At 39.5% G+C, this 21,806-nt stretch carries 19 protein-coding genes; 16 read left to right on the top strand and 3 right to left on the bottom strand.

Going from position 1 to position 21,806, the window contains the following annotated elements; translation table 11 throughout:
- Positions 1 to 45: 45 nt before the first annotated feature.
- From I6F42_RS04865 to I6F42_RS04830, 8 genes are all read left to right on the top strand, one after another.
- The gene (locus I6F42_RS04865) at positions 46 to 696 is read left to right on the top strand and encodes a peroxiredoxin-like family protein (protein ID WP_197151218.1); all 651 of its coding nucleotides are present in this window, start codon (positions 46 to 48) and stop codon (positions 694 to 696) included.
- Positions 696 to 1,463: a haloacid dehalogenase type II gene (locus I6F42_RS04860; RefSeq protein WP_010554072.1), complete on the top strand. Its 768-nt coding sequence runs from the start codon at positions 696 to 698 to the stop codon at positions 1,461 to 1,463. The genes I6F42_RS04865 and I6F42_RS04860 overlap by 1 nt, the downstream gene beginning before the upstream one ends.
- 226 nt (positions 1,464 to 1,689) lie before the next feature.
- Positions 1,690 to 2,298: a PilZ domain-containing protein gene (locus tag I6F42_RS04855; RefSeq protein WP_024594380.1), complete on the top strand. Its 609-nt coding sequence runs from the start codon at positions 1,690 to 1,692 to the stop codon at positions 2,296 to 2,298.
- A 57-nt stretch (positions 2,299 to 2,355) separates the two neighbouring features.
- Positions 2,356 to 3,411 carry an agmatine/peptidylarginine deiminase gene (locus I6F42_RS04850; RefSeq protein WP_169043473.1) on the top strand — a complete coding sequence of 352 codons (1,056 nt, stop codon included), beginning with the start codon at positions 2,356 to 2,358 and terminating at the stop codon, positions 3,409 to 3,411.
- The gene (locus tag I6F42_RS04845) at positions 3,408 to 4,301 is read left to right on the top strand and encodes a carbon-nitrogen hydrolase (RefSeq protein ID WP_024608294.1); all 894 of its coding nucleotides are present in this window, start codon (positions 3,408 to 3,410) and stop codon (positions 4,299 to 4,301) included. Before I6F42_RS04850 ends, I6F42_RS04845 begins: the two co-directional genes overlap by 4 nt.
- A 59-nt stretch (positions 4,302 to 4,360) precedes the next feature.
- On the top strand, positions 4,361 to 7,834 hold the full coding sequence (gene mfd / locus I6F42_RS04840; RefSeq protein ID WP_197151216.1) for a transcription-repair coupling factor: 3,474 nt from the start codon (positions 4,361 to 4,363) through the stop codon (positions 7,832 to 7,834).
- Positions 7,834 to 8,670 (top strand): peptidoglycan binding protein CsiV, encoded by an 837-nt coding sequence (locus I6F42_RS04835; protein ID WP_197151215.1) that lies wholly within the window; start codon positions 7,834 to 7,836, stop codon positions 8,668 to 8,670. The genes mfd and I6F42_RS04835 overlap by 1 nt, the downstream gene beginning before the upstream one ends.
- Positions 8,671 to 8,689: 19 nt before the next feature.
- Positions 8,690 to 8,944: a DUF3862 domain-containing protein gene (locus tag I6F42_RS04830; RefSeq protein ID WP_197151214.1), complete on the top strand. Its 255-nt coding sequence runs from the start codon at positions 8,690 to 8,692 to the stop codon at positions 8,942 to 8,944.
- Positions 8,945 to 8,988: 44 nt separating this feature from the next.
- On the opposite strand, the gene I6F42_RS04825 is transcribed toward I6F42_RS04830, so the two are convergent.
- From I6F42_RS04825 to I6F42_RS04815, 3 genes are all read right to left on the bottom strand, one after another.
- Positions 8,989 to 10,341, bottom strand: a complete 1,353-nt coding sequence (locus tag I6F42_RS04825) for a hypothetical protein (protein ID WP_007585662.1) — start codon at positions 10,339 to 10,341, stop codon at positions 8,989 to 8,991.
- A gap of 107 nt (positions 10,342 to 10,448) precedes the next feature.
- A complete protein-coding gene (locus tag I6F42_RS04820) occupies positions 10,449 to 13,139 on the bottom strand; it encodes a TonB-dependent receptor (RefSeq protein ID WP_010554064.1) in 2,691 nt (896 codons plus the stop codon).
- 620 nt (positions 13,140 to 13,759) lie between these two features.
- Positions 13,760 to 14,185 (bottom strand): hypothetical protein, encoded by a 426-nt coding sequence (locus tag I6F42_RS04815; RefSeq protein ID WP_197151213.1) that lies wholly within the window; start codon positions 14,183 to 14,185, stop codon positions 13,760 to 13,762.
- Positions 14,186 to 14,525: 340 nt separating this feature from the next.
- On the opposite strand from I6F42_RS04815, the gene ccoN reads away from it, so the two are divergent.
- The 8 genes from ccoN (at position 14,526) to I6F42_RS04775 (ending at position 21,740) form a co-directional block, all read left to right on the top strand.
- Complete coding sequence (ccoN, locus tag I6F42_RS04810; protein WP_007585649.1) at positions 14,526 to 15,959, top strand: cytochrome-c oxidase, cbb3-type subunit I; 1,434 nt, start codon at positions 14,526 to 14,528, stop codon at positions 15,957 to 15,959.
- 12 nt (positions 15,960 to 15,971) lie between these two features.
- The gene (gene ccoO / locus I6F42_RS04805) at positions 15,972 to 16,646 is read left to right on the top strand and encodes a cytochrome-c oxidase, cbb3-type subunit II (RefSeq protein ID WP_010554062.1); all 675 of its coding nucleotides are present in this window, start codon (positions 15,972 to 15,974) and stop codon (positions 16,644 to 16,646) included.
- A gap of 6 nt (positions 16,647 to 16,652) precedes the next feature.
- The gene (locus I6F42_RS04800) at positions 16,653 to 16,838 is read left to right on the top strand and encodes a cbb3-type cytochrome c oxidase subunit 3 (RefSeq protein WP_010554061.1); all 186 of its coding nucleotides are present in this window, start codon (positions 16,653 to 16,655) and stop codon (positions 16,836 to 16,838) included.
- A complete protein-coding gene (locus I6F42_RS04795; protein WP_010554060.1) occupies positions 16,835 to 17,887 on the top strand; it encodes a c-type cytochrome in 1,053 nt (350 codons plus the stop codon). Before I6F42_RS04800 ends, I6F42_RS04795 begins: the two co-directional genes overlap by 4 nt.
- A 149-nt stretch (positions 17,888 to 18,036) precedes the next feature.
- On the top strand, positions 18,037 to 18,528 hold the full coding sequence (locus I6F42_RS04790; RefSeq protein ID WP_010554059.1) for a FixH family protein: 492 nt from the start codon (positions 18,037 to 18,039) through the stop codon (positions 18,526 to 18,528).
- An 8-nt stretch (positions 18,529 to 18,536) separates the two neighbouring features.
- Positions 18,537 to 20,912 (top strand): heavy metal translocating P-type ATPase, encoded by a 2,376-nt coding sequence (locus I6F42_RS04785; protein WP_010554058.1) that lies wholly within the window; start codon positions 18,537 to 18,539, stop codon positions 20,910 to 20,912.
- Positions 20,909 to 21,076, top strand: a complete 168-nt coding sequence (ccoS, locus tag I6F42_RS04780; protein ID WP_002963071.1) for a cbb3-type cytochrome oxidase assembly protein CcoS — start codon at positions 20,909 to 20,911, stop codon at positions 21,074 to 21,076. Before I6F42_RS04785 ends, ccoS begins: the two co-directional genes overlap by 4 nt.
- Positions 21,069 to 21,740 carry a sulfite exporter TauE/SafE family protein gene (locus I6F42_RS04775; protein WP_010554057.1) on the top strand — a complete coding sequence of 224 codons (672 nt, stop codon included), beginning with the start codon at positions 21,069 to 21,071 and terminating at the stop codon, positions 21,738 to 21,740. The genes ccoS and I6F42_RS04775 overlap by 8 nt, the downstream gene beginning before the upstream one ends.
- Positions 21,741 to 21,806: the final 66 nt, after the last annotated feature.

Below are 21,806 nucleotides of genomic sequence, written 5' to 3'. Positions count from 1 at the left end.
GTAAAACACTATAATTGCAAATAGTCTAATTATTGAGGTTCAATCATGAGTTTAAAAGCGCAAATAGATGCCTATAACGTACAAAAAGATGCCAAGTTACCGGCTGACGTTTTAGCATTAATGAACACTACAAACGAAGAGCTTATTGCACAGCATATTAAAGACAATGCGTTGCAAATTGGTCAAAAAGTAGAAAACTTCAGCCTAGCCAATCATAAAGGCGAAAAGATTGAGCTTGCGGATTTATTAAAAAAAGGCCCGGTAATTATTAGCTTTTATCGTGGTGGCTGGTGCCCATATTGTAATTTAGAGCTAAAAGCACTTAATGACTACTTACCGCAATTTAAAACTCAAAATGCTCAGTTAGTCGCAATATCACCACAACTGCCTGATGAAACTCTCTCAACTGCACAAAAAAACGATCTTGAGTTTGATGTGCTTTCAGATGTTGGTAATAAAGTAGCTGAGCAATTTGGTTTATTGTTTACACTTGATGAGCGTATTCAAGCGTTGTACACACAATTTGGTATTGATTTTGAACACTACTATGGCGATAAAAGCTTTAAATTGCCGCTACCGGCTACTTATGTGATAAACCAAGAAGGTGTTATTACATACGCATTTTTAAACGAAGACTACACCCTACGCGCAGAACCTACTGATGTTATGGCAGCACTTGAATCGGAGAATAACTAATGTCTATTTTAAAATCGTTAAAAACACTTACTCTTTCACTACTTGTAGGCACAAGCCTTGTATCTGGTTATGCAGTCGCTGATGAACCAAAAGAACAAACAAAGCCCAAAGTGCTTATTTTTGATGTAAACGAAACCCTACTTGATTTAACGTCAATGCGTACCTCTATTGGTAAAGCACTAGGCGGGCGTGAAGATTTATTACCACTGTGGTTTTCAACTATGTTGCACCATTCATTAGTAGATACAGTAAGCGGTAGTTATCACGACTTTGGGCAAATCGGGGTGGCGTCACTCCTTATGGTTGCTCAAAACAACAATATTGATATTACAAGTGAACAAGCTAAAACAGCTATTGTTACGCCTCTTTTAACGCTTCCTCCACACAGTGATGTTAAAGAAGGACTGGCAAAACTTAGAGCACAGGGCTATAAATTAGTAAGCCTTACAAATTCTTCAAACAAAGGTGTAAAGGCACAGTTTGAAAGCGCCGGTTTAATGTCTTACTTTGATGCACGTTACAGCATTGAAGATATTAAAATTTACAAACCAGACTTACGTGCTTATGAATGGGTACTTAAAAAGCTAAATGTAGCACCAAATGAAGCTATGATGGTTGCAGCCCATGGCTGGGATGTTGCTGGCGCAAAAGAAGCAGGCTTACAAACCACTTTCATTGCACGCCCAGGTAAAGCACTTTACCCATTAGCTAAAAAACCAGATCACGTTGTGAAAGATTTACATGAATTAGCCGCTCTACTTAAATAAGTATGCGCTGATGAATCAATACCCAAGCGGTCAATGTTAGGATGACATTGGCCGCTTTTTTATACCTAACCCTAATAATTTAGAATTTTAGTGTATTTATTTTCATAAAAAACATGTTAAAAAATTGAATGTAAACAAAGCATTTAGCCCGCTATGAGTTACTTTATCTGCTAGCAATTTAGTACTCACAACGCTACTATTAAATAAATACGTGGTGGAGAACATAATGAATAGTGAAAGATTAGGTGAGTTTGAGCAGTACTTTCAAATTAATGAAAGTATAAGAGTGAATTTATTCGCCGTATCGAACGGACAAGTTCCTAAATCGCAGCTTGAGCTAGAAGACGATATCCCCCCACTATTTAGATTAGCAAATGAAGTAAGTGAACTTGAGCAAAGCTCGTTACGACCACTACGTAACCTAGGTGATATAGCACAAGAGCTAGCTACATTTTTACAAGCGCAGTCACGTAAAATAGATTTAATAATGAGCCATATTTTGGCCTCAGAACAAGCCCAAGATAATGCAATACAATGTGATAGCTACGGCGGTGGCGGTATTCGCTTTACATCACCCGAAGTACACTCAATTGGCCAAGCGTTTAGAACAAAACTGTTTTTGCACCACGAAGCCTCTGCGGTTTATTGTTACACCGAAGTTGTGGCAGTAGAAAAACAAGATAGCGAACATTACCAATACACCCTACTCTTTACCGCAATTAGAACCACTGACCAAGAACTTATTGTTAGAGCAAGTTTACATGCTCAAACCCGCCAACTTAAAAAACGTCAAGAACTTGATCAAAACCAAGCCGACCTAAACAGTGATAATTAGCTGACATCTTTATGTAAAATGCTAAACTAGCGTCATCTTAATTAGTATATAAAATTCATGAACTTTAGACTTTTACCAGAATGGGCCGAGCAAGACGCTGTTATGCTTACATGGCCTCACAAAGACACCGATTGGGCCGACAACTTAGCACGTGTAGAACCTGTATATATTGAGCTTGCTAAGCATATAACAACGCAGCAACAGCTTGTTATTGTGGCGCATAACAGTGCCTTAAAAATGCATATTACAGCATTGCTAAATAGCGCTAACATCTCTCTTAATCGTGTTCATTTTGTAGTAACGCCTACCAACGATACCTGGGCGCGCGATCATGGTCCGCTTACTTGCGCCGCTATTGATTCACCAGAGCAACTAAAAGTATATGATTTTACTTTCAATGGTTGGGGCAATAAATTTGAAAGCGCATTAGACAATCAAATTAATCGTATTTTGGTAAAAGAGCTAAGTAGCACAAACAACCAATATCAAGCGCTCGATATGGTACTTGAAGGTGGCGGTATTGAAATAAACGAGCATGGTGTGTTGCTAACAACCAGCGAATGTTTGCTTAACAAAAACCGTAACCCAGATTTAAACCCTGCTGACATAGAAATACTTTTAAAAGAGCACTTGGGAGCAACACGTTTTTTATGGGTTGATCATGGCTATTTAGCGGGTGATGACACCGACAGCCACATTGATACCTTAGTGCGCTTTGCTCCAAATAATACCCTTGTATATGTGCAGTGTGACGATAAAACTGATGAGCACTTTAGCGCACTTGATGCAATGGAAAAACAACTAAAAACCTTTAAAACTGCCGATAACACCCCATATAACTTAATTGAGTTACCGTGGCCAAAAGCCGCTTATGACGATGAGCAAACACGCTTACCGGCTACCTACGCTAACTACTTAATTATTAATAATGCTGTGCTTGTGCCAACGTATAATGATGCCAATGATGAACGTGCTCTAGCACAAGTTCAAAAAGCATACCCACAACACACTATTATTGGCGTTAATTGCCAACCAATAATTGAACAATTTGGCAGCCTGCACTGTATTACAATGCAATTACCTCGTGGATTTTTAGCTGGAGCAGCACAATGACAAGCCCTGCAAAATTAACCGTTGCGTTAGTGCAACAAAGCAATACCGATAACGCTCAGCACAATATGGCAAAATCGATGAGTGCCATTCGTGAAGCCGCTCAAAAAGGTGCAAAACTGGTTGTGCTTCAAGAGCTACACCGAAGCCTCTATTTTTGCCAAACCGAAAATGTTGACGTATTTGATTTAGCCGAAACCATTCCAGGCCCTAGCAGTAACGCCTTAGGTGAGCTTGCTAAAGAGCTAAGCATTGTTATTGTGGCCTCTTTATTTGAAAAACGCGCTACGGGCCTTTATCACAACACCGCGGTTGTATTAGAACAAGATGGCAGTATTGCGGGTAAATACCGCAAAATGCATATTCCTGATGACCCTGGTTTTTACGAAAAATTCTACTTTACCCCAGGTGATATCGGTTTTGAGCCTATTCAAACCTCGGTGGGTAAATTAGGCGTGCTAGTATGTTGGGATCAATGGTTTCCTGAAGCTGCCCGCTTAATGGCAATGGCAGGCGCTGAAGTGTTAATTTACCCAACCGCTATTGGTTGGGATCCTAACGACGACATTGCTGAGCAAACTCGTCAAAAAGATGCGTGGGTTATTAGTCAGCGTGCCCATGCTGTTGCCAATGGTGTACCGGTAATTAGCTGTAACCGTGTCGGCCATGAAAGTGACCCAAGTGCGCAAAGCGATGGTATTGCGTTTTGGGGAAATTCGTTCATTGCAGGCCCACAAGGTGAATTATTAGCAGAGGCTAATAATACTGATGAACAAATTTTAGTGGTTGAAATTGATCAAAAACGCTCAGAAAACGTAAGACGTATTTGGCCTTTCTTGCGTGACCGACGAATTGATCACTATAAAGACCTAACAAAAATATACCGAGACTAAGTAAACTTAACTCAAGATGGCTCTTACTTGCTAAGAGCCAACTATAAATGGAGTAATAAATGGCGTTTGAGCAATGGGCAGCCTTGCCTTGGGTAAAATCTCATAAAGATAAAATTCAATGGGGCCAGCTAAGCGGAAGTGGTTTAAGTATTGCCATTGCTGAAGGCGTTAAACAACAAGACAACTTAGTCTTGATTGTTACACCTGATACACCAAGCGCACTACGCCTTGAAACAGAATTAGAATATTTATTACCCGATAACCCAGTAATGGTATTTCCTGATTGGGAAACTCTGCCATACGATCACTTTTCTCCCCATCAAGATATTATTTCAGCCCGTTTAGCCACTTTAAATACCTTAAAAAAAGAACAACAAAGTGTGTTAATTGTGCCTGTATCTACCTTAATGTTGCGCACAGCCCCGGCCTCGTTTATTTACGGTTCAACAATAAACTTTAAAGTGGGCGACAAGCTAGACACACATAACTTTCGTGACAATTTAGAGCAAGCTGGTTATTTAAATGTTCAACAAGTAATGGAGCACGGCGAATACGCTATACGCGGCTCTATCGTTGACTTATATCCAATGGGCAGCCCGCATCCATTTAGACTCGATTTTTTTGATGACGAACTCGACACAATTCGCTTATTTGATGTAGAAACGCAGCGTTCTGATGAAAAAGTAGATAAAATTGAGCTACTTCCAGCGCATGAATTTCCTACTAACGACGCTGATATTGAACGTTTTAGAATAAGCTACCGCGAAAAATTTGGTGCAAGCTCGCAGCAAGACTCTGTATATATGCAAGTAAGCAAAGGTAACTGGCCTGCTGGTATCGAATACTACATGCCGTTGTTTTTTGAAAAGCTAGCGACTATTTTTGACTACCTGCCAGATACAACAACTGTTATGCAACTAGGTGATTTAGAGCACGCAGCAGATAATTTTTGGCACGATGTAAATGTACGCTATGAGAACCGCAGAGTTGACCCACTTCGTCCATTACTTGAACCTAATGCGCTTTATCAGCCTATTGAAGAGCTGTTTTCTAATTTAGGCAATTTTGCACGTATTCGTTTATCTCTTGCAAAGCTTGGTACTAAAGCGGGCAATAAAAACTTAAGCGTTAGCGAGCTGCCTGCTATTCGAATTGATCATAAGCAGCATGAACCTTATGCCGCGTTTATAAATTATGTAGCAGAGCAAAAAAAGAAAAAAGGCCGTATTTTATTAAGTGTTGAATCCGATGGTCGTCGCGAATCATTACTGAGCATTCTAAAGCCAAGCGGTTTAAAATTTAAAGAATTTGAAACACTCGAACAATTTACAAAAAGCGCGAGTGATGTAGGTTTAATAGTAAGCCCGCTTGAACAAAGTGTTGTACTTGGTACTAAACCAAGCCTTTCTATTATTACCGAGCAAGAACTGCTTGGTATAAAAGTATCTCAGCGCAGACGCCGCAAGCACAAGTACGAAGCCAGCCAAGATGCGCTAATCCGTAATTTAGCTGAGCTTAAAGAAGGCCAACCTGTTGTGCATCTCGATCATGGCGTTGGGCGTTACCAAGGTTTGCAAACAATTGATGCCGCAGGTGTAATTACTGAGTTTGTTACGATTACTTACGCAAGTGAAGCTAAACTTTACGTGCCAGTGTCTGCACTGCATATGCTGAGTCGTTACTCTGGCGGTGAAGAAGCCAGCGCCCCGCTGCATAAGCTTGGCTCAGATGCATGGGAAAAAGCAAAAAAACGTGCGGCTGAAAAAGTTCGCGATGTAGCAGCAGAATTACTCGACATTTATGCACAGCGCCAAGCAAAACCCGGTAATAAGTTTACTCTAGACGCCCCTGCATATCGCCAATTTAGCGATAGCTTCCCGTTTGAAGAAACTGACGATCAGCGCAACGCCATAGAAGCGGTGTTAGGTGATATGCAATCAAAGCAAGCCATGGACCGCTTAGTGTGTGGTGACGTAGGCTTTGGTAAAACAGAAGTGGCCATGCGCGCTGCTTTTGTAGCGGTTAACGATGATAAACAAGTGGCAATTTTAGTGCCTACCACCTTGCTGGCTCAGCAGCACTATGAAAACTTTAAAGATCGTTTTGCTGATTTTCCTATTGAAGTTGGTGTACTTTCGCGCTTTAACTCCACTAAAGAGCAAAAAGACACGCTTGAAAAAATGGCAAACGGTAAGCTCGATATAGTTATTGGCACACATAAACTTATTCAGCATGACATTAAATTTAACGATTTAGGCTTACTCATTGTTGATGAAGAGCATCGCTTTGGTGTTCGTCAAAAAGAGAAAATTAAAGCCCTGCGTGCCGATGTAGACATACTCACACTAACTGCAACGCCAATACCGCGTACACTTAACATGGCCATGAGCGGCATGCGCGATTTATCAATAATCGCAACGCCACCGGCTAAACGTTTAGCGGTAAAAACCTTCGTACGCCAACGCGATGTAGAACTAATACGCGAAGCTGTACTACGTGAAATTAAACGCGGTGGCCAAGTTTACTTTTTGCATAACAATGTGGAAACTATTGACCGTGTTGCGCAAGAAATTAGTGAATGGGTCCCTGAAGCAAGCGTCACCTCAGCCCATGGTCAAATGCGCGAGCAAGAGCTTGAGCAAATAATGACTGACTTTTATCATCAAAAATACAACGTGCTGGTATGTACCACGATTATCGAGACCGGTATTGATGTACCGACAGCCAACACCATTATTATGGATAGAGCCGATAAACTTGGCCTTGCGCAATTACACCAATTACGTGGACGAGTTGGTCGAAGCCATCATCAAGCGTATGCCTATTTACTCACAGGTGACCCTAAAGCACTCTCTAAAGACGCGAGTAAACGCTTACAAGCAATCGAATCATTGGAAGATTTAGGCGCGGGTTTTGCCCTTGCTACACACGATTTAGAAATTCGTGGCGCTGGTGAGTTACTTGGCGACGATCAATCAGGTCAAATGCAAACAATCGGCTTTAGTTTATATATGGAAATGCTTGAGCAAGCCGTAAATGCGCTACGTGAAGGAAAAGAGCCAACGCTTGAAAATCTACTTAAAAAACAAACCGAAGTAGATTTAAAACTGGCTGCATTATTACCTGATGACTACATACACGATGTTAATGCACGCTTGGGTATGTATAAGCGCATTGCAAGTTGTGCTAACCTTGATGATATGGATGAACTACAGGTAGAACTAATAGACCGCTTTGGTTTACTACCTGATGCTGCTAAAAACCTATTTAGCCTACAATTATTAAAAATGAAGGCTAGTAATTTAGGTATAACTAAAATTGAGGCAAACCCAAAAGGTGGTTACTTTGAGTTTAGCCAAGATACCAAGGTTAACCCTAGCTTCATCATTGGTTTGATACAAAGTGCACCTAAGGTTTACAAAATGGATGGCGCAAATAAACTGCGCTTTGCAATTAGTGAGGCAAATGCCCGCGAACGCTTAAAAATGGTCACTGCAATGATTGCAGATTTCGAAAAAAAGGTTAGCCATTAATGTTGCTAAAAAAATCGCTAGTTATTTTATGCTGCTTGTTTAGCAGCACTGCATTTGCAGAACGCTGGTTTGAGGTTGAGGTGCTTGTATTTAAGCAGCGCCCTGCTCCCTATTTGCAAGAAGATTTTACACTTAAGCACAAAGCTATTGAGGATAAAAACTCTCTAGATTTAATGACCCCTCTTTATACAGAGCAAGCAATGCAAGCCTGTATAGATGGTGATGAGCGTTTTCAAAAACGCTCTTTTACCGACTCATTAGTTAATTCAAACCCACAATCGGGTGTATGCGGTGACAGTACAAACTACCTACAAAGCTACGATGAGCTACCTGTAACACCTCTAGCACCCGCTAAAGATGATATGCAGCAAACTTATTTATTAGCGCCAGAACAACTGCAATTTAAAGCGCAGTACCGACAGCTAGATCGCAAAGGATTAACACCTATTCTACATACTGGCTGGCGCTTTAAAGGCGCAAGTAAATCGCGTGCTCCAAGTATGCATTTAATAGCAGGTAAACACCTTAAAAGTGATTCCAACGTAACCCCTAGCTATTCAAATCCTGATTTTGTAAGTTTATTAAACTCACAACCTGAACTGTTTAACGACCCAAACCAATCAAAAGCAGAATGGGAACTAGACGGTTTATTTAAAATACACTTACGACATTATTTATACATTACAGCTAATTTTGATATTAGCCAAAAACTAGAAAATGGCGATATAGAGTCAGCCCGCTTTTCTCAGTTTAGACGTGTAATAAGTGGTGAAGTACATTACTTTGACCACCCACGAATGGGCATGATCGTCCAAATCAGAAAATTCAAACATTAATACTAAGTAGGATATAACAATGAAAAAACTCCTTATCATCGCAGCTACACTAAGCCTTGCGGCTTGTTCTAAGGTAAGTCTTGAGAGTTACGAAAAAATCAAAGTAGGTATGGACAAGACTGAAGTTGAAACCATTTTGGGAAGTGCAGATAATTGTGTTGAAAAAACACTGCATACTAATTGTGTGTGGGGCGACGAAGCAAAAAATATCGAGATCACGCTAGTATCAGACAAAGTAACTTTATATAGCAGACATGGCTTAGCTGATAAATAAACTAACCAAATATTAGGGGCTGATTGTATCAGCCCTTTTTTAACTCATTTTTTGGAGTAAATAAGCTCAATATTAACGATTTTACTACGATTTAACGTTATTTTATAGCGTTGGTAGAGTGTTCTATCTTCCTCAGTTAGCACAAGCACCATGTTAAGTTGATAGCGCCGTTCAACCGCCTGCTTAGAAATTTTATTACTATCTAAATGATATAACTTCCCTTCACCACGCTTTAAATAACGCGCAAATGGTGCAAGACTAAATTGCAGTGTTTGTTGCAGTGTATCGTAACCGGGTAAAAATTCTTTTGCACTAACACGTGTCTCACTTGCAAAGTGTAACCACTGCGCGGCTTGTTTATTTTGCTGACGACGCTTTGAAAAAATAGATCTAACTTCTTTAGGTATTTTTTTAAAGCGTGTGTATTCAAGCCAAATTAGCTGACTCGCTATTTTGTCTTTGGTAATACTATTTTTAAAACTAAATCGCCACTTAGGTCGCCCTTGTACAATAGCTCGCCAGATCATACGTGTAATGTCTTCTTTAAATATTTCACGTAGTCCGTAAATGACCCCCAAAATTAAAATAAGCGTCGCGGTGACTTCAGTAAACGTTGAGCGGGCATTAAGTATCACAACCATCACAAATGCCATGATAACAGCTGTTACAGTGCCTTTAACTAATCGTTTAAGGTAGCTGTTAAGAAAACGCGTTTGGCGCTGTAATATAACGCCATGCTCAATTAAACGTTGTAACAAGCGCATTTTATTTGTTATTCGATTTGCGTCTTGCATGGTGGTTTCAGAATTGTAGCTTTTCTCTGCTCGGTACGTATTTTCGTTTTTACAAAACTGCAGTAAATCGTTACGCTCTTTTGCATAATCGCTACTACGTGGGCCTTCATCTAAAAGCTTTAAAAATGATTGCTCGACATGCCAACTTAAATAGTTGTCCGCATTGGTAAAAAATGGAAGTAGTTTTTCGTCATCTGGCGTGTAGCGACGCAGCTTTTTTAAAAGTCCTTCACTTTGTTCATATACTTCGTTAGCGCGTTTATAAAAGTCTTCTGCTTCATCAATTTTTAACGCGTCTTTAATGTCGGCATCAAGGGCTAAACGCACTTGGTAACAAAATAAATTAAGGTTTTGACGGTAATCTTGCTGCTCACCTTTGTTTTTACTAACAAAACGGCTTCGTACTAATGGCAAGTGTATATTGTTAGCATTGTAGGCTAAATGCGATTTAAAGTGGTTATTAAAGTAAGATTCTTCGGTAAGCGTTTGCGGATTAATCCCCATTTCATTAGGGATAGAAAAATACAGATCTATGCGCTGTTCAGAACGAGGAGTTAGCTCTGGTTCAATGACAAAAGATAAGTTTTCATCTTGTTTTAACAATCAGTTCTCCTTCTAAAATATCGTTTTAGTGTACTTGTCTCCTTTGTTTTGTTCAATAAAAAAGGCTCAGTAAATACTGAGCCTTAATACGATTAATGTGCTAGTTATTATAGTTTAATATTGATACCAGCAAATAAACGACGACCTAATGTGTCGTAAGTGTACGGATCAGTATTTGAATCGTAATTACCTGTGTAGTACGGAGGCTCTTTATCAAACATGTTATTAATACCAGCAGAGACAGTTACTAAGTCATTAACCACGTAAGAACCACTAATATCATGATATACAATTGATGGTGTCGTTGGTGCTACACATTCACTCTGATCAAGTCTACAAGTAAAGCTATCCATCCCAGCAACGTAACGTGCTTCGTAAGTAGCATCCCAGCTATCACCACTTACTGTTAAGTGAAGATTTGATTTAATGTCAGCATAACCACCACTACCATTTGTAATATAACCTTGATAGTCAATTATAGCACCTGTATCAACAACATATTCATCTAAATACGTTGTATCTAAGCCTGCTTTCCATGCTAAGCCTAAGGCATCAAATGAATACTTTAAGTTCAAATCTATGCCTGATGTTTTCTCTGAACCGATATTGCGTAACTGGTTATTAAATACAATTCGACCATCTGTACGAAGAAAAGCACCTGTATTGTCACAAAGTGTAGTTCCTGTACCATTAGGGTTAATGCACTGATCTACAACGAACTGGCTCGTGTAACTGCTAATAGCGTTTTCGATTTCAATATCGTAGTAATCTACAGTCATTGAAAAGCCGTCAAGCCATTGTGGCTCATAAACAACACCAAACGTTAGTGTGTCTGCTTCTTCTGGAGTCAAGTTACTGTTGCCACCAACTGTTACTTCAGCCTGGTTATCAGCACCATCGTAATCAACTGAATCATAAGATATGGCTTTACCAGAATATAGCTCATCTACTGTAGGTGCACGGAAGGCTGTTGAGCGAACACCACGTAGCATTAGTTCGTCATTTACGCGCCAAGTTAGACCTAGCTTCCAAGTATTATCTGAACCAAATGTGCTGTAGTCAAACGCACGTATTGCAGCACTTAACTCAACACTTTCGGCAAAAGGAGCATCAGCCAATAATGGGATTGCAAATTCTACATATGCTTCATCTACATTGAAACCACCACTTGTTGGATCAATACGAGGGTCGTTACCTAGGCCTTGTGCAGCTATTGAATCTGGATCCTGCCATGCTTTTTCTTGACGGTGCTCAACACCTGCAGCAAACGCAGCATAGCCAGCTGGTAACTCGAACAGTTCACCTGAAAGAGAGCCTGATACAATAAATAATTGACTTCCACCTGATTCTTGCTCTTTGTAAATATATTGACTTACGTTAGATTGAGCCCAATCAGCTTCGCTTAAAGGATTGAATGTTCCAGCTTCTACATCTGCTGTTAGAGACGAAACATTATGAAGATTACTTGTTTTACTTACTGAATCATTACGACCGAAGTTAGCTGAAATATCCCAAGAGTAATCATCAATTACACCTTCGGCACCAACTACAATACGGACAGTATCAACTGTTTGAGAATAATTGCGTGTACCGCTTTCACTCATTCTACGACGGTAGCTAATTGGATCACCAGCAGCGTAGTTTGTAGCTGTTGTCACATACTGACCATCAGCATCCTTTACAAATGCGTTATTTGCAACTTCGCGCTTGTCGTAGGTTTGTCCTAACAGACTGTCACCCATAGTGCTAGGGTCGTAATCAAATGCAAAGTTAATTGGTTGCGGTGCTAACTGTTGCTCTGACCAACGCTTAGTGTAAGTAAATTCACTAAAAAAGCTTGTGTCATCAGATATTTCATACGTTCCAAGACCTGTAATATTTAATCTGTTCATTGGTGTGTATAAGTAACTGCTACTTGCGTAGTTATATGCATCGGCAGCTGTTGAGTAACGATGTAAACTTCCACCTAACCCGCTCAAGCCACTATCATTAGCAACTCCAGTTTGTTCAATTTCATTTTTTTCATTCAAAATGGGCGCAGTCAAATTGCTTTGAATATGGCCGCCTTCACTGAATGAAGAGCCACCACAATATAAACCGTTCTCATCTTCAAGTATTGGACAGCTTGAGAAATCACGATTACTTTGGCTTGCTTCACCACGATTTGTATATTGTGCACCAAAGACAATATTGCCTTTATCAAATGAAGTACCCACTGTAAAGTCAATAGAGTTTTCAGTTGCATCGTGCTTTGACGTCATTGCAGTGTTTACGTTTAAATCAAGGCCTTCAAAATCATTCTTCAGAATAATATTTACAACACCAGCAACAGCATCTGTACCATATACGGCTGAAGCGCCGTCTTTAAGTACTTCAATTTGCTTAATCATTGAAACTGGTATCGTATTTAAATCAACAGTAGATGCTGCACCAGTACCTGAATTGATCATACGACGGCCATTTACAAGTACCAAAGTACGTGGTGAGCCTAAACCGCGTAAGTTAATAGATGCATTACCACCTGAACCATTGTTAACGCCAGGGTTAGTCATTGCACCGCCAGTGGCGGTCATTTGCTGAAGCACACTATCAACTGATGTAGCGCCAGAAGCTCTGATCTCATCTGCACCAATGAGTGTAACTGGGCTAGCGGTTTCCATGTCAGAACGCTTAATACGAGAACCCGTCACTTGAATTTTTTCGATTGATTTTGCAGCTTCGTCTGCCGCTAAAACTTGCACACTAGAGAACATTGGGATCGCTGCAATGACAGCTAAACCAAGAGTTGATTTTTTCATGAAAGAACCCTACTTGTTGAAATTTACCTTTATTGGTAATGCTCACTTGTTATAAGAATAGTGAGTTAGGCGGGCAACTTAGGCGTCTTTAACTGAACGAAAACTTAACGGCTGTTTATTTTATATATCACAACAAAATAGAATAACTTTATTAGGAACATACGTTACAACTTGTTTCATTGTTAACAAGTAAATACATACTTATATCAAGGCTTTGAGTATAAATAAACAACTAAGCAATACAGATGAAATCAAACCGCATCACTTTGTAATTAAATGTAATTAATCGAATGATGTACCAAATTTAGATAAATTAACAAGTTAATCACAGTGCATTATTAAAACCGCAAAACTAAATGTTAATTACTAACCATATTTATGCATGCTTAGCGATTAAATAGTCTGATTTAGCTACTTTAAGACGTTTTTTGATTAGATTTTTTATTCAGTCGCAATTAAAGTTGAACTTTTTGAGAGCACTCATTCACCATTGAAGCTTTATCAGTATCAAAACCTAAAAAGGCAATTTTATTGATCTTGTCACTCAAATAATCGTATGTATAAGAAAACGAACTCACATCAAAAATGTAAGTTGTATGCAAGAGTTTGCTGGCGCAACTTTAATACGTTACGTAAAAAGAATAATTGAGAGTTTGTATTACAGAAGTGGCATTATCTTTAACGGTTAGTTCCAAATTCCAGAGCATATTTTGCTCAGAACAAATGCCAACCATGGTAATGCTTTGCCACAGGCCATTGTGTTGTTTAAATTGTTGAGGAATGTAACCCATATACATAGTAATGCCTTTAAGCTTGGCATCTTCAATTGTAACGTTCACAGGTAAGTCACTAAAGATAGTAAATGGGGTTTCGGGGGAAAGGGTTTTCTCGCTTAACCATACTTTAACATCATTTGAAAAAGTACAAGGCAAATTGGCTTCGCACTGCTCGTTTTTAAGAAATTTTTCATCTGTATTTTTAGAAAAATCACACGCTGTTAATAAAAAAAATACCGCCGTGAATAAACTTAATCTATATATAAGCATAACAATTTCGCACTAAAGAAAAACAAATACTAATAATCGCGACTGCAAATAACAAGTGCGAGTGTTACTATTAAGCCAAATTAGGCACAAACTGTATCAAAAAATAAACAACAAGCTCACAAACATTGATTGATGTCATAATTTTATGTAATTGACCTATCTTTTTTAGGCCAAAAAATTTATCATTTCACCCGCAAAAAATAAGGGTTTCTCAAGTTTTTTTTTCTGAAGCTTTCATGTATTGAAAGTTTTAGATAACACGCTTGAGAAAATAGTAGGCCCCACTTTTAAAGGTGGGTAATTCATTTCTAAACGCATTTATTGCAGCGGAAGCCAGAAAATGAGCCAAACAGTAGCATCACAAACTGAGTATAACTATAAGGTTGTACGCCAATTCGCTATTATGACAGTGATTTGGGGCATCGTTGGCATGAGTATTGGGGTTCTGATTGCTGCCCAATTAGCTTGGCCAGCACTTAACTTTGATACACCATGGTTAACTTACTCTCGACTACGTCCGTTACACACGAACGCAGTAATTTTCGCATTTGGTACCAGTGCACTTTTTGCGACGTCTTATTACGTCGTACAACGTACTTGTCAAACGCGTCTTTTCTCAGACAAACTCGCCGCCTTTTCTTTTTGGGGCTGGCAGCTAGTTATTGTATTAGCAGTAATAACGCTACCGTTAGGTATTACTAGCTCAAAAGAATATGCAGAACTTGAATGGCCAATCGATATTTTAATCGCTGTGGTTTGGATTGTTTACGCTATTGTATTCTTTGGTACTTTGATTAAGCGTAAAGTGTCGCACATCTATGTTGCTAACTGGTTCTATGCTGGCTTTATTATTACTGTTGCAGTACTACACATTGTAAACAGCATGGCAGTGCCTGTGTCGTTAACTAAATCATATTCAATCTATGCAGGTGCCGTAGATGCTATGGTTCAGTGGTGGTACGGTCATAACGCTGTAGGTTTCCTACTTACTGCTGGTTTCTTGGGTATGATGTATTACTTTGTACCTAAACAAGCAGGTCGTCCAGTGTACTCATACCGTTTATCGGTAGTTCACTTTTGGGCTCTAATTTCATTATATATCTGGGCTGGTCCTCATCACCTTCACTACACAGCGCTTCCTGATTGGACGCAAAGTTTAGGTATGGTTATGTCTATTATCCTATTTGTACCGTCTTGGGGTGGTATGATTAACGGTATTATGACGCTATCTGGCGCGTGGCATAAACTACGTACTGATCCAGTACTACGCTTCTTAGTTGTTTCATTGTCTTTCTACGGTATGTCTACGTTTGAAGGTCCAATGATGGCAATTAAATCTGTAAATGCGTTATCTCACTATACAGATTGGACAATCGGCCACGTACACTCAGGTGCACTAGGTTGGGTTGCTATGATTTCAATTGGTGCTATTTACCACTTAATTCCTGCGTTATTCGCGCAAGGTCGTATGTATAGCGTTAAATTGGTTAATACCCACTTCTGGTTACACACTGTAGGTGTTGTTTTATACATTGTTGCAATGTGGATTTCAGGTGTAATGCAAGGTCTAATGTGGCGTGCAGTGAATGCTGACGGTACATTAATGTACAGCTTTGTGCAGTCTTTAGAAGCGTCGCATCCTTTCTATATCATGCGCTTTGTAGGCGGTGTATTCATCGTAACGGGTATGTTAGTTATGGCTTATAACGTTTACCGCACTATTTCAGCTGAGAAAGAATCTCTGAAACTAGACGCGCAAGCACAATTAGCATAACGGAGTGAGATGATGAGCAAGAAAAATTCACAAAACAAACATGAAATAGTAGAAAAGAACGTTGGCCTTATGGCTATTCTGACTGTTTTTGCTATTAGCTTCGGCGCGTTAGTTGAGATCACTCCGCTAATGTTTCAAGACGATACAACTAAACCAGTGGAGGGTTTACGCCCTCTTAACGCTTTAGAAATGGAAGGCCGCGACCTTTACGTACGTGAAGGTTGTTCTAACTGTCACTCACAAATGATTCGTCCTTTTCGTGATGAAGTTGAGCGTTATGGTCACTACTCTGTAGCAGGCGAATCAGTATGGGATCATCCGTTTTTATGGGGTTCTAAACGTACTGGTCCTGACTTGGCTCGTGTTGGTAAGCGCTACTCGGACGATTGGCATTATGCTCACTTAGTTGATCCACGTGCTGTGGTTCCTGAGTCAAACATGCCAGGCTTTCCTTGGTTAGCAGAGAATACGGTTGATACAAGCCTTACTCTGAAAAAACTACAACTTTTCCGTGATACTTTTGCTATTAACCCAGAAAACCCAAAACATCCGGGTTTAGGTTATGGCGATGATGCAGAGCTTCAAGCAGATGTTGATAAAGTTAATGCTATGAATGATGGCAAAGGCGCAACAGAAATCCAAGCTCTCATCGCGTATTTACAGCAACTTGGTACCCACTTGAAGTAAAAAATTATGGATTACGGAACATACAGAGGTATTTTGACTCTGGTAATTTTAGTATTGTTTATTGTGATTGTTGCATGGGCATATAGCAAGCGAAGCAAAACTCGTTTTGACAGCGCTGCTAATGCCATTTTTGAAGATGAAAAAAAACATGACAACACGCTCTCTAACGAGGAAAAGGAGTCTGAAAAATGACTAGCTTTTGGAGTATTTGGGTTATTGTATTAACCCTTGCATGCTTATGCATCATCTTTGGCTTATTAGTTTGGAACTTAAAAAACTATGCTGGCGTAAAAGAAGGTGAAAGCTGTGGACATGAATTTGACGGCATTGAAGAGCTAAATAATCCACTACCAAAATGGTGGACGTACATGTTTTTCGCAACTTTTATTTGGTCAGTATATTACCTTGCAGCTTACCCAGGTTTAGGCAACTGGGAAGGTTTAGGTAAATGGACTAGTTCTAACCAAGGTATTACGTCTTTAGCTGAGTCTAAAAAAGCAGTTGCAGAGGCAAAAGCGGATGGTCGCTTTGTAAAACTTGATAAAGAGTACGAAGCTGCAGAAGAACGCTTTGGTCCTATTTTTAATAAACTTGCACAAGTACCCGTTTTAGATTTAGTTAGTTCTAAATTTGAAGGTGATGCTGCACAGCAAATAGCACTTGATAATGGTAATAAACATGAGCAAACAGATGGCCAAGTAGCCATTGAAATTGGTCAGCGTTTATTCTCACAAAACTGTGCGCAATGTCATGGCTCTGATGCACGTGGTGGTACTGGCTTCCCTAACCTAACTGATAAAGATTGGTTATATGGCGGAACACCTGACAAAATTAAAGAAACACTTCTTTATGGTCGTATCGCAGCAATGCCAGCTTGGGGTCCTGCTCTTGGCGAACAAGGCGTTAAAGAAATGACAGCACATGTGCTGAGCCTTTCTGGTCGTACTGTTAACCAAAAAGACGCAGACGCAGGTGCCGCTAAGTTTGCAATGATGTGTGCTGCATGTCATGGCGCTGATGGTAAAGGGTCTGTTGCTAATAATATAATGGTATCCGGGGTATCTCCTGGAGCACCTAACCTGACTGATAACATTTGGTTATACAATGGCTCCAAACGTGCTGTTGAAGAAACACTTAACCACGGCCGTGCCGGTGTAATGCCAGCATGGAAAGACATTTTAGGTGAAGATAAAATTCACTTATTAACAGCTTATGTTTACAGTTTATCGCAAGATAAATAAGCACGCGGTTAATAAAATGTTTATAAATTAATTTATTTAATTCAATAGATTAATCCAGATCAAAAAAGCCTCCACTGTGAGGCTTTTTTTTAGTCTTTTACGTATAATTCCTATAAAATAACGCTTCCTAAACTAATTTTAGAGACACTATGCAACCTACTCCGTGGTATAAAAATTTTTGGCCTTGGTTTTTAATCTTTTTTCCGTTAGTTGCCATTATTGGCTGTATTAGCTTATTTATTACGGCAATAGGTAACGGTCCAGATATGGTTGTTGACGACTACTACAAAAAAGGTAAAGCAATAAACTTAGAACTGACTAAGTTTGAAAAAGCAAAAGCACTTTATTTACATGGCGAATTAAATGTAACCAACGAGCGTGTAAGCTTTAAGTTTACAAAAGGCGACAGCAGTAACGTGCATGTATTAAAGCTCTCGTTTTATCATCGCACCATTAAAGCGCATGACTTTGAAGCAACACTTACTCCTAATGCCAATCAGGAATTTACTGCATTACTTAATGAGTATACACAAGGCGCCTATTCAGTATTTATTGAGCCAATAGATGGCAGTTGGAAAATGAAAGAAAATATAACGTTACCAACTGAACAAACCGTTTTAGTTACTCCTAATTATAAGTAGTAATAACTATGTCTAACTCTTGCTTTCATTGCCTTGAAAGTGTGCCAAACGGATTTAGCGCAAACGTTATAATTGACGATAAAGCTCAGCCAATGTGTTGCATTGGCTGCCAAGCTGTTGCGCAAAATATTGTTGATCAAGGTATGACCGATTATTATAAATACCGAACGGTTCGTGCTGGAAAGGTCGAACAGCTAGTACCTGAGCAACTCGCATTTATAAAAAGTTACGACAACGAAGACATTCAAGACGAATTTATAGCCACTAACGATAATATCTCAGAAGTATTGTTGAGCGTGGAAGGTATAACCTGCGCAGCGTGTGCATGGCTAATCGAAAAGCAACTCTTAAACTTAAACACTGTAAAACGAGTTGATGTAAATACATCTACCAACCGCGCGATGATTCAATGGGACAAAACCACCACCCCATTGAGTGAAGTTATTACTTCTTTGGCTAAAATTGGTTATAAAGCCTACCCGTTTCAATCAGATATTGAAGCTCAACAAAAGCAACAAACTGCCAAAGCCTATATTCGCCGCTTAGGTGTTGCTGGTTTAATGACCATGCAAGTAATGATGTTTGCGTTCGCCATGTACTTTGGCATGTTTTCAGGCATGGACAGTAACTTTGAGCAGTATTTTAGATGGATCAGCTTGGTACTGGCCTCTCCGGTTATTTTATATAGCGCACTGCCCTTTTTAACCAATGCTATAAATGGCTTAAAAGCAAAACAGCTCAATATGGATTTACCCGTATCACTGGCTATTTTTGGCGCATTTGGTGCAAGTTGTTACGCCACATTTATGCAAGTCGGCGAAGTATATTTTGAATCTGTGTGTATGTTTACCTTTTTACTGTTATTAGGTAAATATCTTGAATTTAGAGCGCGTTTAAAAGCGAGCGAGTTTACTGCCAATTTACAAAAATTATTGCCATTAACAGCCCGCACTATTAACGAAAGTGGCGAAGAGCTTATAATTGCAGCCAAAAAACTAAAACTTAATGACGTAGTACTTATTAAAGCCGGCGAAACAATTCCTGCCGATGGCGAGCTTATTAAAGGTAAAACTACGGTTGATGAATCAATGATGACGGGGGAACATCAACCCGTTACAAAGTTTATTGGCCATAATGTCTATGCCGGGTGCGTTAACCACGACGGCGTTATTGAAATAAAAATTAATAAAATTGGTCAAAATACACTTTTAAATCAAATTATACGCTTGCAACACAACGCATTAACCAAGCGCCCTAAACTGGTTGAAATTACAGATAAAGTTGCGCAATGGTTTATAGCGTGCCTGCTTATATTTGCTTCACTTACAGCTATTGGCTGGTATCAAATTGATCCTGAACACGCATTTTGGATCACTATTTCGGTTTTAGTTGCTACCTGCCCGTGTGCCCTGAGTTTAGCCATACCTACCGCGCTTACATGTGCGGTGGCAACGCTTACCCGCAAAGGCGTATTAATAAAACAAGCGCATGTGCTCGAAACGCTCTCACAAATTACTTTATTTGCATTTGATAAAACAGGCACACTTACGCAAGGTAAATTTAGCCTTGATGAAGTAGATATAATCGATAAACAATATACAAAAGCGCAAGTGCTAGATATGGCAGCCATGCTAGAACGTTATTCTGAGCACCCTATCGCCAGTGCATTTGATGAGTTTACGCCAGCTCACCGCAGTCTTAATAACGTTGAAGTACATCCAGGGCTGGGAATTAGCGCACAAGATGCAACTAATCATTACGCAATTGGTAAAAGTGGTTGGTTTAATAGCAAAAAATCGAATGCACAAGCGAGCTTGTATATAAATAAGCAAGTTGTTGCACGTTTTTACTTTGTTGATAAAGTGAAAAGCGATGCTAAAAAGCTTATAGACTCACTTCAATCGCAAAACTTAACGTGTCACATGTTAACCGGTGACGCGTCAGATGCTGGGCAAAAAGTAGCTAAGCAACTTAAACTTGAAAGTGTGCAATTTGGATGTTCTCCACAAGATAAACAAACCGCCGTTGAGCAATGGTCTTCACAAAACGAAGTGGTTGCAATGGTAGGTGATGGTGTAAACGACAGCCCGGTATTTGCCAGTGCGCACTTATCTATTGCTATGGAAACCGGTGCAGACATATCAAAAAATAGCGCCGATGTAGTGCTTCTTAATAGCGATTTAGCCTCCATTGGTCACTTACTTAATGTAGCAAAACAAACCAGACGTATTATTAAGCAAAATCTTGCGCTGTCTTTATTGTATAATGCTTCAATATTACCACTGGCAGCGTTGGGCTTAGTTGCTCCTTGGATGGCTGTTATTGGCATGTCTGCCAGCTCAATTATTGTGATTAGTAATTCACTAAGGCTATTAAAGTTATGAGCATAATTTACATTTTGATCCCTATCGCCATTTTGTTCGTCATTATTGCTATTGGTGTTTTCTTTTGGGCAGTGAAAAGCGAGCAGTTTTCGGATTTAAACAAGCAAGGTCATAGTATTTTGTTTGAAGATGACAAAGAGCAACATAACAAAAGTAATGATTGACCCTCTTTATACCAGCGCATTTTTAATGGGACTAATCGGTAGCGGTCATTGCATTGCTATGTGTGGTGGTATTGTAAGCTCATTACAACTGGCAAGTGACAAACGTAAAACATTTACCTATTCATTTGCTTATAATATTGGACGTGCACTGAGCTATATGGCAGCAGGCGCACTTGTTGCTGGTATTAGCAGCCAATTTGCAAGGCAAAACACCTCCTTCTCTTTAGTACTTTCGTTCATTGCAGCTATTTTTATGCTCCTCGTTGGCGTGTATATAATGCGCTTGGGCCCTACTTTGCAATGGTTAGAGAAAATAGGCAAAACCTTGGTGTGGCAACACATTGTTAAACTAAATAAATATTTAATGCCTATTAACTCTCCTTTTAAAGCCCTAGGTTACGGTGCTTTGTGGGGATGGCTGCCATGCGGACTTGTATACTCAGCGCTTACATGGGCGATGACTAGCCCAAGTGCCCTTGACGGTGCCTTAGTTATGCTTTGCTTTGCTTTGGGTACTTTTCCCGCGATGATCACATTAGGCGTTACCGCGCAAAAACTAAATACGATTATTAACCATCCATGGACCCGAATTGTATTAGGCAGTGTTATAATTTGGTATGGTATCTACTTATTGATTATTGCAACTGACAAACTGGTACATTAATCTATTCGCATTATTAACCTTTAAGGTTATTTTGCAGTCGTGTATAAAAATTTAAACGGATTAAAT

This window comes from Pseudoalteromonas sp. SWYJZ12, assembly GCF_015864395.1.
Lineage (GTDB): Bacteria > Pseudomonadota > Gammaproteobacteria > Enterobacterales > Alteromonadaceae > Pseudoalteromonas > Pseudoalteromonas arctica.
This window is presented reverse-complemented; position numbering and strand designations above follow the sequence as displayed.

Coding starts and splice junctions, on each gene's coding strand:
- I6F42_RS04820 (WP_010554064.1), bottom strand. CDS start 13,139: ATGAAAAAATCAACTCTTGGTTTAGCTGTCATTGCAGCGATCCCAATG.
- I6F42_RS04850 (WP_169043473.1), top strand. CDS start 2,356: ATGAACTTTAGACTTTTACCAGAATGGGCCGAGCAAGACGCTGTTATG.
- ccoN (WP_007585649.1), top strand. CDS start 14,526: ATGAGCCAAACAGTAGCATCACAAACTGAGTATAACTATAAGGTTGTA.
- ccoO (WP_010554062.1), top strand. CDS start 15,972: ATGAGCAAGAAAAATTCACAAAACAAACATGAAATAGTAGAAAAGAAC.
- I6F42_RS04855 (WP_024594380.1), top strand. CDS start 1,690: ATGAATAGTGAAAGATTAGGTGAGTTTGAGCAGTACTTTCAAATTAAT.
- I6F42_RS04845 (WP_024608294.1), top strand. CDS start 3,408: ATGACAAGCCCTGCAAAATTAACCGTTGCGTTAGTGCAACAAAGCAAT.
- I6F42_RS04790 (WP_010554059.1), top strand. CDS start 18,037: ATGCAACCTACTCCGTGGTATAAAAATTTTTGGCCTTGGTTTTTAATC.
- I6F42_RS04860 (WP_010554072.1), top strand. CDS start 696: ATGTCTATTTTAAAATCGTTAAAAACACTTACTCTTTCACTACTTGTA.
- I6F42_RS04865 (WP_197151218.1), top strand. CDS start 46: ATGAGTTTAAAAGCGCAAATAGATGCCTATAACGTACAAAAAGATGCC.
- ccoS (WP_002963071.1), top strand. CDS start 20,909: ATGAGCATAATTTACATTTTGATCCCTATCGCCATTTTGTTCGTCATT.
- I6F42_RS04830 (WP_197151214.1), top strand. CDS start 8,690: ATGAAAAAACTCCTTATCATCGCAGCTACACTAAGCCTTGCGGCTTGT.
- I6F42_RS04795 (WP_010554060.1), top strand. CDS start 16,835: ATGACTAGCTTTTGGAGTATTTGGGTTATTGTATTAACCCTTGCATGC.
- I6F42_RS04775 (WP_010554057.1), top strand. CDS start 21,069: ATGATTGACCCTCTTTATACCAGCGCATTTTTAATGGGACTAATCGGT.
- mfd (WP_197151216.1), top strand. CDS start 4,361: ATGGCGTTTGAGCAATGGGCAGCCTTGCCTTGGGTAAAATCTCATAAA.
- I6F42_RS04785 (WP_010554058.1), top strand. CDS start 18,537: ATGTCTAACTCTTGCTTTCATTGCCTTGAAAGTGTGCCAAACGGATTT.
- I6F42_RS04835 (WP_197151215.1), top strand. CDS start 7,834: ATGTTGCTAAAAAAATCGCTAGTTATTTTATGCTGCTTGTTTAGCAGC.
- I6F42_RS04815 (WP_197151213.1), bottom strand. CDS start 14,185: ATGCTTATATATAGATTAAGTTTATTCACGGCGGTATTTTTTTTATTA.
- I6F42_RS04800 (WP_010554061.1), top strand. CDS start 16,653: ATGGATTACGGAACATACAGAGGTATTTTGACTCTGGTAATTTTAGTA.